General features: G+C 76.5%; 10 protein-coding genes. 1 reads left to right on the top strand and 9 read right to left on the bottom strand.

The annotated features are described in order from the left end of the window. Window position 1: 1 nt before the first annotated feature. Complete coding sequence (locus tag VE614_RS12225; protein WP_324935684.1) at window positions 2-904, top strand: DMT family transporter; 903 nt, start codon at window positions 2-4, stop codon at window positions 902-904. A 615-nt stretch (window positions 905-1,519) separates the two neighbouring features. Here the strand turns inward: VE614_RS12225 and VE614_RS12220 are convergent. From VE614_RS12220 to VE614_RS12180, 9 genes are all read right to left on the bottom strand, one after another. Then, complete coding sequence (locus VE614_RS12220) at window positions 1,520-2,899, bottom strand: diacylglycerol/lipid kinase family protein (protein ID WP_324935682.1); 1,380 nt, start codon at window positions 2,897-2,899, stop codon at window positions 1,520-1,522. 165 nt (window positions 2,900-3,064) lie between these two features. Next, a complete protein-coding gene (locus VE614_RS12215; RefSeq protein WP_324935680.1) occupies window positions 3,065-4,828 on the bottom strand; it encodes an ABC transporter ATP-binding protein in 1,764 nt (587 codons plus the stop codon). Beyond that, window positions 4,825-6,564, bottom strand: a complete 1,740-nt coding sequence (locus tag VE614_RS12210; protein WP_324935678.1) for an ABC transporter ATP-binding protein — start codon at window positions 6,562-6,564, stop codon at window positions 4,825-4,827. Before VE614_RS12210 ends, VE614_RS12215 begins: the two co-directional genes overlap by 4 nt. Further along, window positions 6,561-7,649: a SagB/ThcOx family dehydrogenase gene (locus VE614_RS12205; protein WP_324935676.1), complete on the bottom strand. Its 1,089-nt coding sequence runs from the start codon at window positions 7,647-7,649 to the stop codon at window positions 6,561-6,563. The genes VE614_RS12210 and VE614_RS12205 overlap by 4 nt, the downstream gene beginning before the upstream one ends. A gap of 8 nt (window positions 7,650-7,657) precedes the next feature. Beyond that, the gene (locus VE614_RS12200; RefSeq protein ID WP_324935674.1) at window positions 7,658-9,037 is read right to left on the bottom strand and encodes a YcaO-like family protein; all 1,380 of its coding nucleotides are present in this window, start codon (window positions 9,035-9,037) and stop codon (window positions 7,658-7,660) included. Next, on the bottom strand, window positions 9,034-10,515 hold the full coding sequence (locus VE614_RS12195) for a CocE/NonD family hydrolase (protein WP_324935672.1): 1,482 nt from the start codon (window positions 10,513-10,515) through the stop codon (window positions 9,034-9,036). Before VE614_RS12195 ends, VE614_RS12200 begins: the two co-directional genes overlap by 4 nt. Next, entirely contained in the window at window positions 10,512-11,351 is an 840-nt protein-coding gene (locus tag VE614_RS12190; RefSeq protein ID WP_324935670.1) for a hypothetical protein, read from the bottom strand. Before VE614_RS12190 ends, VE614_RS12195 begins: the two co-directional genes overlap by 4 nt. A 107-nt stretch (window positions 11,352-11,458) precedes the next feature. Then, on the bottom strand, window positions 11,459-11,572 hold the full coding sequence (amiA, locus tag VE614_RS12185; protein WP_240449383.1) for a streptamidine family RiPP: 114 nt from the start codon (window positions 11,570-11,572) through the stop codon (window positions 11,459-11,461). Window positions 11,573-11,654: 82 nt separating this feature from the next. Next, on the bottom strand, window positions 11,655-12,452 hold the full coding sequence (locus VE614_RS12180; protein WP_324935667.1) for an ABC transporter ATP-binding protein: 798 nt from the start codon (window positions 12,450-12,452) through the stop codon (window positions 11,655-11,657). Between the last annotated feature and the right edge of the window lie 114 nt (window positions 12,453-12,566).

The following is a 12,566-nucleotide window of genomic DNA, read 5'->3' as shown; positions in this document are numbered from 1 at the left end:
CATGTCCGCACGTTCGTCCGTATCCAGCACACCCAGTTCACGCAACGGCATCGCCCTGCTCGTTCTGGCCGGAGTGCTGTGGGGAACCGGTGGTCTCGCCGGTTCGCTGCTCGCCTCGTACACCGGCCTGGCCCCGGTCGCCGTGGCCGCCTACCGCCTGCTCACCGGCGGCCTGCTCATCACCGGGTACGCCTTGGTCACGGGGCGCCTCACCAGCGTGCCCCGCAGCCCGCGGGCGGTGGCCCGGATCGTCACCGCCGGCCTCCTGCTGGCCTGCTTCCAGGCCGCCTACTTCGCGTCGATCGAGGCCACCTCGGTCGGCCTGGCCACCCTGACCACCATGGTCGCGGTCCCCGTCCTGATCACCGCCGGAGCGGCCTGCCTCGACCGGCGCCGGCCCTCCGGGCGCGCCCTCGTCTCCCTGTCCGTCGCCCTCACCGGACTGTTCCTTCTGGTCGGCTCACCGGAGGCGGGCCCGGACCGGGCCGCCGGAACGGGTCTCGCCCTGCTCGCCGCGGCGGGCTTCGCCGCCCTGTCCCTCGACCGCCGGGCGGCGCTGCCCGGCCTGGACCGCACCACCATGACCGGCCTGGGCTTCGTCTCCGGAGGTCTGCTGCTGGCGCCCGTCGCGCTGACCACGGGCATGGGGATCCCGGCGCGCCCCGAGGCGATCGCCGCGGTGCTGTTCCTGGGTCTGGTGCCCACCGCCATCGCCTACAGCAGCTACTTCCTCGGCCTGCGCCAGGCGGGACCGGGCGCCGCGCAGATCGCCGTCCTCCTCGAACCACTCACCGCCACCCTGCTCGCCGTGCTCGTCCACCAGGAGCAGCTGGCCGGCCGGCAGATCGCCGGAGCACTCCTCATCCTGCTGTCGACCGCCGTCCGCGAGAAGTCCACCGCCTGACCGGCGTCCCCGTGAGATCCCACGCCCCCGCCACCGTTCCCGCTGGTCCGGATCGATCAGGTGCCTCATGGGCGCGCTGCTGCAACTCGGCGAGGGGCTGCCAGGCATCGGCCCGACCGGTCGAACGCGGATCCGCCAGCAACTCGCGCAGCCCGCGGCCGAGATCCGCGTGCCAGACCGTCAGCGCGCCTCTCATCTCCGCGTGGAGGCCGTCCAGACACATCCGCAGTACGGCCGCGCCCGCCGCGACGCTCACCGGCACCGGACGCCTCTCGCGGGCTCGTGGCGCGGCCGGCCGCGCGTTCACCTCGACCCAGGTAGGCGCGCAGGACGACGGGCATGACCTCGGCGGGCGGCGGCTCCGTGGGGCCGGCGGGCAGCAGTTCCGGGCGCACGGGGGTCAGGCAGTGCGCGGCCTGTTCGGCGGCCGTACGGCAAGCGTGGTCGGTGGGCACGGGACGTACCGCTCCTTTCACCGGTCTCCGCGGCACGGCTCGGCCGGGTGTCCAGGAACACGGCGCCGAGCGGCGCCCGGTTCACCTCCGGCGCGGCGGATCCGGCCGGGGAGCCGCCTCGGCGCGCGGCGCCGAGGCGGCAGCGGCGGGGAGAGAGCGGTCACGAGCGCGGCGGCGCCGGCTCCCGGTCGGCGCGGGACCGGACGGGCACGGCCGTACGGCCCACCGCGGCCGCCAGTTTGCGCAGCCGCCGCCAGTCCAGCCGGGGCGGCGGATCCGGGGTGCCGGGCCGTTCGCGGGGGACGCGGACGCGCAGCGCGCGGCGTTCGACACGACAGCGGACCGGGGTGGGCAGCAGCGCGGCCTCGCCGTCGATCCCGGCCTCCACCTCCGGTAGGTCGGCGTCGATGACCACCTCGTGCGAGGTCGTGGTGCCCAGCCCCCCGGAACCCAGCAGCAGCTCGGCGGCGTCGACCGCGCTGTCGACCTTCACGGCGACCACGCCGAGCCGCCCGGAGTCCAGCCGCGCGCGCCGTCCGAAGCCGAACGGGTCGCCCATCCGGTAGGGGTTGTTGCTGACCAGGACGGCCTGCGGATCGGTGACCGTGGTCCGGCCGATCCTCGCCGTCAGCCGAGGCCCGCGCTGCCGGGTCAGCAGATCGGGCAGCAGATCCAGCGCCGTACCGACCTTGTCGTCCCGGTAGCCGGGGCTCTGCACGACCGCACCGTAGACCCCGAAGGAGGCGTTGTTGACGAACGGACGGTCGCCCGCGAAGCACAGGTCGACGCGGACCTCGACACCGTCGGCCAGCGCGTCCAGACAGGCGGCGGGATCGTCGCGGTCCAGGCCCAGGTCCATCGCGAAGTGGTTGCGGGTGCCGGCCGCGATCACCAGGAACGGCACGCCGTGCTCCGCGGCCACGGCGGCGACGAGGGCCTGGGTGCCGTCGCCGCCGCCGACGCCGAGCAGGTCGGCGCCGTCCGCGATGGCGGCCCGGGCCAGGGCGGCCACGTCCTGACGCTCCTCCGTGTCGAGCAGGACGACCCGCGCCCCGAGTCGCTCGGCCTTCTCCCGCAGGGCGAACCGCTCGACCTTTCCGCCGCCGGAGCGCGGGTTGAGCAACACGAAGGGGCGCCGCGGCGGCGGGGCGCGGTACTCCCTGGCCCGGGTGGACCGCAGACCCGTGGTGCGCAGCGCGTACCGGCCGCTCCACACGGCCGCCGACCACAGCAGCCCGGACAGGATGACGACCCAGAGCAGGTTCGCCCGCGCGAACAGGGTGACGACCGCGACCGGCGTGAGCAGCGCCAGCACCGCGGCGGCCATCCGTACGGCGCCGCGCCGTGACAGCGTCCACCACAGCGCGGCGAAGGTGACGACGAGGCCCGCGCATCCGGCGACGAGCAGCAGCAGTCCACCGACGCCGCCCTCGACGAGGGGCAGCGACAACGCCGCGACGGCGGACACCAGCGCCGCGCGCGCCGCCCACGCCTGTCCGCGGTGGGCCTGCGGCCCTCTCGCCCGTCCCTGCCCCGCCACCTGTCTCCTCCACCCCCCGGGAGCCCGCCGCGTGGTCCGGCGGTCGCCGTCCTCAGAACCACTTCCCCGAAAACCCCGGCAGCGCACCGGCTGCCGTACGGGGGTGCGGGCCGCACGGATCATCGCCCATGCCCGCTCGCTGGTCCTGCCGGTGGGGTGCGCCGCTCAGCGCGCAGACATGGCGAGGACGCGGGTGAGCGCGCCCGCGGGCCGGGCGGTGAGTTCCTCCCAGGTGCCTTCCTCCACGACCCGCCCTTCTTCGAGTACGGCGATGCGGTCGGCCCGGCGGATGGTGGCGGGGCGGTGGGCGATGACGAGCGTGGTGCGCTGCCCGCCGGTGCGGGCCAGGGCGGCGGCGAGTTCGGCGTCACCGGTGTTGTCCAGGTGGGCGGTGGTCTCGTCCAGGACCAGCACACGGGGCTCGGCGAGCAGCGCGCGGGCGAGGGCGACGCGGGCACGCTGGCCGCCGGAGAGGGTGGCGCCGCGTTCGCCGACCGGCGTGTCCAGGGACGCGATGCGGTCGATACCGCACAGCTCGGCCGTTTCGGCGAGCCGGTGGTCGTCGGCTTCGGGCGCCGCCAGGCGCAGGTTCTCGGCGAGGGTGCCGTGGAAGAGGGGAGTGTCCTGGCCGACGACGGCGACGGCCCGGCGCAGGTCGGCGTCGCTGAGGTCGCGCAGGTCGACGGGGTCGCCGGCGGCCGGGAGGAGCTGGACGGCTCCGGCGCTGGGGTCCCAGAAGCGTGCCAGCAGGTGGGCGCAGGTCGACTTGCCCGCACCCGAGGCGCCCACGAGGGCGAGTGTCTGCCCGGCCGGGACGGTGAGTTCGACGTTGCGCAGGACCGGCCGGTCGCCGTAGCCGAAGCTCAGGTCGTGCAGGCGGACACCGAGCGGGCCGGGGGGCAGGGGCCGGGCCGTTGCGGGGGGCGGGGCGAGGGTGGGGGCGTTCATCCCCGCGTCGACCCTGGCGGCGGCGGCGCGCAGGCCCATCGCCTGGCTCAGTGAGCGGGCCGACTCGGCGACCGGGCCCAGCACGGACAGGGCGAGGGCCATCGCGGCCGGGGCCCAGGCGCCGTGCAGCCGTCCGGCGCTCACCGCCTGGGCCGCGGTGGCCACCACGCCCAGGACGGCGAGCACGATGAGCAGATCGCGCACGGCGGCGGCCATGGCCTCCCAGGTGACTTCGGCCCGCTGTGCCTCCCCGAGCTTCTTCCCCTTCCCGGCGAGCCGGGTCCGGCGCTCGGCGAGCCCGCCGAACGCCAGCAGTTCCCGCAGCCCGTCGACGGTCTCCACGGTGTCGGCCGACAGTTCGGCGGCGGCCTGCCGGGTGCGGGCCCCCCGGTCCGTACGGCCGCGGGCCTCCGCGAAGGGCGCCGCGGCCAGCAGCGCGGCGACCGGGACCAGGGCGGCGAGCAGCCATGGCTCCACCGTCGCGAGGACCGCCGCGCCGCCCGTGAACACCGCGCCGGAGGCGAGGAGCTGGGCCGTGGTGTGCGCGTAGAAGAACTCCAGCGCCTCCACGTCGGCCATGGCGGTGGCGGCGAGATCTCCGCTGCGCCGGCCCGCCACCCGGGCGGGGGCGCTGCGGGCGAGCCCGTCGAAGACCCGGACCCGCAGTTCGGCGAGGACGCGGTAGGCCAGGTCGTGCGAGAGGTCCATCTCCCGCCAGGTCATCACGGCGCGCAGCACGACGAGCGCGGCGAGCGCGGCGGTGGTGGCGGCCGAGGGCGCGTGCCCGGTGCTGACGGCGCTGCCGACCTTGTGCGCGGCCAGCGTGACCAGCGTGACCAGCGAGGCCTGTTCGGCGAGGGCGGCGGCGCAGGTGCGGACGATCATGGCTCGGTGCCCGGCGAGCGCGGGCAGCAGCGCGCGCAGCGCGCCCCGCCGGGGGAGCGCGGTGTCGGACGTGCTCGTGCTGGTCGTGCTGCTCATGCGGCGAGGCCTTTCTCGTGCGTACGGCCCGCCGCGGCGAGCTGGGCGTACAGTCCTCCCGCGGCGACGAGCGCGCGGTGGTCGCCGACGGCGTCCACGCGTCCGCCGTCCAGGACGACGATGCGGTCGGCGTGCCGGACGGCGGCCAGCCGGTGGGCGACGACGAGCACGGTCCGTCCACGCGCCGCGGCCGTCAGATCGCGGACGATGTCCGCCTCGCGGCGTTCGTCGACGGCGCTGGTGGCCTCGTCCAGGACGAGGACCGGCGCGTCGGCCAGCAGGGCGCGGGCCAGGGCGAGGCGCTGCCGCTGGCCGCCGGAGAGGGTGGCGCCGCGTTCGCCGAGGACGGTGGCGTAGCCATCGGGGAGGGCGGCGATCTCGTCGTGGATCCCGGCCGCGCGGGCGGCGCGCTCCAGGTCCTCGTCCGTGGCGTCGGCCCGGGCCAGGCGCAGGTTGTCCGCGATGGAGGAGTGGAAGAGATAGGTGTCCTGGGAGACGACGGCGACACCGCGCCGCAGGGAGCCGAGGGCGTACGCGGTGGTGTCGCGGCCGTCGACGGTGATCCGGCCGCGCTGGGGGTCGTAATGGCGCAGGAGCAGGGCGAGCAGGGTGGACTTGCCCGCGCCGGACGGGCCGACGATCGCGGTGGTGCGTCCGGCCTCGGCGGTGAAGGTGACTCCGCCGAGGGTGGGTCCGTCGGCGCCCGGGTAGGTGAACTGGATGTTCTCGAAGGCGAGCCGGGGAGCCTCGGGCCAGTCGGCGGGTTCCCGTCCGGTGTCCGGGACGGCGGGTGCGGCGGTGCGCAGGGCGGCGAGCCCGTCGGCGGCGGAGACGCCGAGGTATCCGGCGTGCCATTCCCGGGCCAGGTCGCGGACGGGCCGGAAGCACTCGCCGGTCAGCAGCAGCACCAGGTAGGTACCGGTGGGGGCGGTGGCGCCGGCCACCGCCGACCAGCAGGCCAGCAGTGCGCCGGCCGCGGTGCCGCCCTGGACGGCCAGGTCGGTGATGCCCGTGTCGACCAGTGAGACGCGGAGTTTGGCGACGGTCGCCCGGTGCAGCCGCGCCGACCGCTCCTCCAGCCGCCGCCGGGTGCGGCCGACGGCGCCCGCGGCGCGTAGCGCGGGCATGCCCTGGAGGGCTTCGAGGTAGTCGGCGCCGAGCCCTTCGTAGGTGTCCCAGTGCTCCTTGCCGCGCCGGGCGAGCAACCGGTCCCAGGCGCGTGGCCCGGCCAGGGCCAGCAGCAGGGCCGGGACGAGCCCGAGAAGGGCGCGTGGCTCGATCACGGCCACCGCGGCGAGCAGCAGGGGCGGCGCGACCAGGGTGACGATCAGCTGGGGCAGATAGCGGGACACGTAGGCGTCGACGCCCTCCACGCCGTCGACGAGGGTGGTGCGCACCGCTCCGGTCCGCGCGGTGGTCAGCTGGGCGGGGCCCAGCCGGCCGAGGTGGGCGAGGAGTTCGTCGCGCAGCCGGACCCGGACGTGGGCGCCGGCCCGCGCGGCGGTGCGCCGCTGGGCGCAGCCGAGTGCGGCCCGTACGGCCACGACGGCGAGGACCGCCGTGAGGAGAGCGGGAAGTGAGCCGGTCGCACCGCGCGCGATCGCGGCGAGTGCCTGCGCGAGCAGGACGGCCTGGGCGAGCCAGCTCAGGGTGACGGCTCCCTGGAGGAGGGTGGCCGCGAGCAGCGGGCGCCGCGCGTGACGTGCGGCGCGGCGCAGCTCCGGGTGGACGATCACGAGGTCCTCTTCTCGGGTCGGCCGGACCCGAGGGCCAGGCCGTGGACGATCCAGTTCTGTGCGGGTGGGCCGCCCAGCGCGGCGCCCAGGTCGGCCCGTTGCCAGGAGCCGACCGGCCGGGCGGCGAGGCCGCGCCGCGCGGCGGTGAGCTGGGCGCGTCCGACGGCGTGTCCGGCGTGCAGGTGGTCGCGGCGGATGCGCGGCGGGGCGGCGACGGAGGGACAGCCGTAGGCGAGCAGGACGGCGCCGGCGTCGGCGATCCAGCCCTGTCCGGCCGCCCAGGCGGCGAGGGTGGGCCGGGCCTCCCCGGTCGCGAGCCGCCGCAGGGTGCCGTCGGGCGCGGTCTCGACGAGTTCCGGGCGGGGTCCGCCGACGGCCACGCACCACCGCAGCTGCCCGGGGCCGGCTTCCCGCGCGGTGGTGAGCACCGCGTGCAGGTCCTCGCGCGCGGGGGTGCCGGTGAGGGGCGGCCGGGCGCTGCGCCGGGCCAGCAGTTCGGCCGGTGTGGGCGCGTCCGGTTCCGGCGGGCGCGGTCCGGGAACGGGGGGCGGTATGTGGACGGCGGCCAGCGGTTGTTCGGTGGTGCCGTCGAGGCGGAGTACCGGACGCGCGGTCGCCAGGGCCCGCGCGGCGAGCCAGAGCGCGGCGGCGGCGTGCCCGGTGTCGAGCAGCAGCAGGGGCCACGCCCGGTGGCCGTAGTGGCTCGCCGTGCGGCGCGCGGTGACCGTCAGCTCGACGGTCGTTCCGGGCGGGGCGTCGCGCGGTACCGGTCCCAGGTGGTGGACGCGGTGGCGCAGCGGGTCGTAGCCGTACGCTCCGGGCGGCAAGGAGCAGCCCTCGCCGACGACGAGCCGGGCGTCGACCGGGTGCAGCGCGCCCGCCGACGGGGCGGGCCGCAGCCGTCCGGAGGGATCGGCGGCGGCCAGCGACAGCCGCAGCAGCCGGTCCAGGTCGAGCCGTCCGGGCCCGGCCGGGGGCATCGCGCGGGCTGGTCCCGGCCAGTCGGGGACGGCGGGGCCCGCGGGGGTGTCGGGGCCCGGCTCCTCGGCGGTGCGGGCCCGGGCGAGGGCGGTCACCAGATCCACGGCGCGGCTCACATGTGCGGGGGAGGGGCGAGTGTGAAGTCCTCCGGCGCTCCGGGCGCCGCGCTGCGCCAGCCGCGGGCCGCGGCGGCGTCGGCGAGACGCGGGCAGCCGAAGTACCCGAACGCGGCGGGCGCGTTGGGGAGCAGCCCGGAGACCAGGACGCGGGCGACCCGCAGCGCCGTCTCGGCGACGTCCTCCGTGGTCAGGTCGAAGGTCATGACCCGGTGGCCGCCGCGCTCCAGCGCCCGGTCCATCAGTTCCCGGCTGCCGGGTGCGACCTCGTCGAGGGCGACGACGCCGAGCTGCGGGTCGGTGAACCGCCGGGCCTCGGCCGCCATCCGCGGGTCGAGCCACACCTGGACGTGCGCGCCCAGGTCCCTGACGTGCTCGAAGTGGTCGCCGCACACGTCGAGGTAGCGGCGGTCCTCGCGGTGGTCGAGATAGAGCCCCTTGGCGAGCAGCCCGGCGTCGACGGCCTGGAAGACCCAGCCGTCGGGACCGGTGAGCCCCTGGGTGAACACCCAGGTGTGCACGGCCTCCAGTACGGCCTTGCGGGCGGCCTCGGCCGGGTCGTACTTGCAGGCGAACCCGGCCGCGTACAGGCCGAGCCGCGGATCGTGGACCAGGGCCGCCACGCAGGGGGCGAACTCGGAGGGCATCTCGACGAGCCACACCCGCAGCCCGGACCCGGCGAGATCGCCGGCGAGTCCGGGCACGGTGTCCGGGTCGATGCCGCGCGTGGGCCCGTCGAGGTGCCACCACAGTTCCAGCGCGTCGCGTTCGGCGATCTCCAGCAGTGCGCGTTCGACGGCGTCGTCGAGTCCCTGTCCGGTGGCGATGCCGGCGTAGTTGAGGTGGTGGGTGCGGGGGAGGGCCCGCAGCTCGCCCTGGCGCCAGTTGAGGTGGGTGAGCGCGACGGGCGCCCACACCTCGGCGCTCTCCCCGCCGGGCAGCCGCTCGGTGCCCCGGGTCCACAGGGCGGGGGTGTCCGGGGTGAGGGGACGGTAGGGGAACCTGTCACGGGCGTACTGCCAGTCGGCGTACGCCGGCAGCTCGTCCGGCCCGTACAACCGCAGTCCCTTTCCGGATAGTTCGGCGGCGGTGGCGCGCAGCGGCGCGTCGGGGTGGCCGGGCGGCGGGACGCGGTTGCCGCAGTAGCGTTCCACCCCCTCGGCTATGGCCGATATGCGGGCGGTCTCGGGGTCGCCGAAGGAGGTGCCGAGCGAGACCCGGTCGGCGGGCCACAGACCCAGCTTGCGGGCGTCGGCGACCTCGGCGGTCATCGCCGTGTAGCGGGGCGGGGTGCCTTCCGGGTGGTCGACGGGCTTGACCTTGCGGACGATGCCGCAGACCGGGTCTACCAGGGTTTCCAGCGGCAGCGGCGTCATCGCGGGATCTCCTCCTCGGGGTCGGTGGGTCGGGGACGGGTACGGAGCGCACTGAGCAGGAGTCCGAGGCACGCCGGGTCCACCTCGCGGGCGGAGGCGGTGAGCCGGGTGGCCGTGACGGGGTCCTCGCCGGTGTGCGGGTTGCGGGCATGGGCGGGGAAGTGGTGCCCGGCGATCTCCAGGCGGAGCCGGGTCCCGGCGCGCAGCCGCCGGGCCGGCCGGCCCAGCGGGACGGTGAACTCGGTATACCGTCCGGGCGGTTCGGCGCGCCGGACGATACCGACCGCGAGCCGCTCGGCACGCCCTTCGGGCGTGAGCGCGACGAGCCGGGCGGCCCAGTCGGCGGACGGGGTGTCCGCCCGGGCGCGCAGCCGCACCCGGGCGGGTCCGAGAAGGTCCAGCGGACGCGGCAGGGGCGCCGTGACGAGTACACAGCGGTCCGGCGCTCCGTCGGCCGGTACGGTCAAGTCGCCCGAGAGCACCGGGCGTTCGGGGTCGGCGGTGAACGCGGTGCCGCGCAGCGGACGCAGGCGGGGCGCGTACGGCTCGCCCTCGGTGTCCGCCGCCGTCCACAGCGGGCTGCCGCCGAGCGCCACGGCACCGGACCGTCCGCCCGCCAGGCGCCCGGCGAGCGCGGCGCGGGCCCAGCGTGCGTAGAGGTCGCCGAGGCGGACGCGGTGCGCGGGGTCGGCGTCGGGGCCCGGGGCGGTGGTGAGGCCGTGGCCCCACGGTCCCATCAGCAGGCGCGCGGAGGGGCCGCCCCAGCGGCGCCACAACTCCACGGTGTCCTCGGCGAAGTGGTCGTGGTGACCGCCCACGGCGAGCAGCGGCACCCGCGCCTCGGCGCCCAGGGCGACCAGCCGCCCCCGGTCGCGGCGCCGCCACACCCCCGGCCAGGAGGGCAGTTCCCGCCCGAGCCGCCGGGGGAGGTCCAGCAGCGGCAGGTGGGCCGGCAGGTCCGGGTCCGCGGCGAGGGCCTTGTCCAGCGCGCTGTCGTCCGAGTCCGGCCGGTCGCCGTGCGCCGCCCACCATCCGGCGCGGGTCAGCAGCCGCTCCACCCCCGAGGGTTCCCGCGCGGTGTCGGCGGCACCGAGGGCGGGCACGGCGGCGAGCACCGCGTCCGGGCGCGCGTCGCCGGGCGCTTCCAGGGCGAGGACGAGGGCGCAGTGCGCGGCGTACGAGGCGCCGGACGCGACCAGCCGCCCGTCGCTCCAGGGCCGGCCGCGGATCCAGCGCGCGGTCTCCGCGCCGTCCGCCGCCTCATCCTCGTACGGCCGCCATTCCCCCGGCGAGGCGAACCGCCCGCGCACGTCCTGCGCGACGGCGGCGAATCCCCGGGCCGTCCAGCCGCGCAGCTCGGCGCGGTGGGCCCGGCGGTCGTACGGGGTGCGGACGAGGACGGTGGGGAAGGGGCCGGGGCCGTCCGGGAGGCGGACGTCGGTGGCCAGGCCGTGCACGGTCGTGGTGTACGTCGTCACCTGGCGGTCACCGGCAGCCGGGCGACGTCGGGGACGGGCAGGACCGGGTGTTCGGTGACGGTCAGGGTACGCAGGTCGACGCGGCGCAGCCGGCGCCGGGCGGGCAGCGCGCCGGTGTCGGGGGCGTCGGTGGCCCAGCGGGTGAGGTCGTCGGCGAGCAGCGCGGCGAGCAGTGCCGCCGCCGGCGCGGTGAGCCGGACGGGGGCGCCGCCGGTGCGCGGGCCGTTCCAGTAGGCGGCCAGCTCCCGGTGTGCGGGGGTGGCGGCGAGCCGGCGGGCGCGCAGATGGGCGGAGGTGACGTCCCCGGCGACGGCGGCCACCGGCTCGATGTACGCCTGCCAGCCCTCGCGGTGGCAGCGCAGCCAGGCGACCCCCCGCTCGGGCAGCCGGTCGGCGTCGTCCCACAGGCCGGGGGGCACGGGGCCGTCGAGGCACCAGACCACGGCGGCGACGTCCGGCGCGATCGGCTCGCCGGGGGTGCCGGGGCGGGGCGCGGCACCCCCGGCCCGCAGCAGCCGGGTCAGGGGCTCGGTGAGGACCGGATCGCCCAGCAGCAGGACGGGGCGGCGCTCGGCGGGCCACTCGGCGGAACGGCCTCCCGCGGCCGGTGTGCCGTCCTCGGTCAGGTAGCCGGCCGCGGCGAACGCGGCGACGAGTCGGTCGAGTTCGCCATCCGCGCCGGGCAGGTCCGTTCCGGTCAGCCGGGAGCGGAGCGCGTCCGCGTCCGCGCGGCCCGTGTTGACGCGGAAGAACTCACCGTCGGGCGTGCGGACGGCCAGTCCTCGCCCGTCGACGGCGACGACCTCGACACCGGGTGCGAGCTGGCTGCGGGACACGTCGATTCTCCTACGGGGCGGGGAGCGGAAGGTGCTGGGCAGAGCGGGGGAAGGGAGCGGGCCCGCCCTGGGAGGACGGGCCCGCTGGTGAGGGGGAGAGCCCTCGCTTACTCCTCGGTGTCCTCGAACGGGTTCTCGACGAGGGCGTTGGAGTGGGACGCCGAGTCGTGGGCCAGCTGACCCGGGTCGGCGATCGGCGCGAAGACCTGCTCGTTCTCCACGAACGTTCCTCCATCTCAAGGGACTTGCGGCGTTCTGCTGAGCGCCACGTCCTGAACATTAATGAATATGATTATCGTTTTTCTAGCTGGTGAGAGGGTGATCTGGGTAACACACGGGCCAGTCCCCCTCGGGGTCCCGGCCCACCCGGCCCGCGACCCGCAGCACCTCCGCGAGAAAGCCGGGGGTGACGACTTCCTTGGGCGCCCCGTCGGCCACCACCCGCCCGTCCCGCAGTGCCACGATCCGCTCGGCGAAGCGAGCGGCGTGGGCGAGGTCGTGCAGCACCATGACGACGGTCAGGCCCCGTTCCTCCCGCAGCCGCACCACCGTCCGCAACACGTCCAGCTGGTGATGCAGGTCCAGATACGTGGTCGGCTCGTCGAGCAGCAGGACGCGGGTGTCCTGTGCCAGCGCCATGGCCAGCCGCACCCGCTGCCGCTCCCCACCAGAGAGCCCCTCCACCGGACGGTCGGCCCAGTGCGCCACACCGACGTCCTCCAGTGCCCGCCGCACCACGGCGTCGTCCCCCTCGCGCAGCATGCCCAGCGGGCCGCGCGCCGCGTACCGCCCCTGGCGCACCAGGTGACGCACCGTCATCCCGGGGACGGCCGGGGCCGACTGGTGCAGCAGCGCCACATGGCGGGCTGCGGCCCGCCGGGAGAGCCGGGCCAGGTCCTGCCCGCCGAGCAGCACCCGCCCCTCGCCGGGCCGCAGCAACCCGGCCGCCAGCCGCAGCAGGGTGGACTTGCCGCAGCCGTTCAGCCCGACCAGGGCGGTCAGTTCGCCCGGCTCGACGGCCAGGTCGACGCCGCGCAGCACGGGCCGGCCGGGGTATCCGAAGTGGACCCCCTCGACACTGATGCCGACGGGTTCGCTCATGCCATGTCCCTCACGTCCGTATCGCGTTCAGCAGATCCGCCCGGCCGGAAGCCCCTGGAAGCCCCGGCTCGGTGCGGCCGCAAGCCCCTGGAAGCCCCGGCTCGGTGCGACCGC

It is taken from the genome of Streptomyces sp. (assembly GCF_035645055.1).
GTDB lineage: Bacteria > Actinomycetota > Actinomycetes > Streptomycetales > Streptomycetaceae > Streptomyces.
The sequence above is the reverse complement of the archived record's forward strand: the minus strand, read 5'-3'. Positions and strand labels throughout refer to the sequence as shown.

Excerpts from the sequence above, each read along its gene's own strand:
- VE614_RS12200 (WP_324935674.1), bottom strand. The coding sequence starts at position 9,037 with ATGACGCCGCTGCCGCTGGAAACCCTGGTAGACCCGGTCTGCGGCATC.
- VE614_RS12225 (WP_324935684.1), top strand. The coding sequence starts at position 2 with ATGTCCGCACGTTCGTCCGTATCCAGCACACCCAGTTCACGCAACGGC.
- VE614_RS12180 (WP_324935667.1), bottom strand. The coding sequence starts at position 12,452 with ATGAGCGAACCCGTCGGCATCAGTGTCGAGGGGGTCCACTTCGGATAC.
- VE614_RS12215 (WP_324935680.1), bottom strand. The coding sequence starts at position 4,828 with ATGAGCAGCACGACCAGCACGAGCACGTCCGACACCGCGCTCCCCCGG.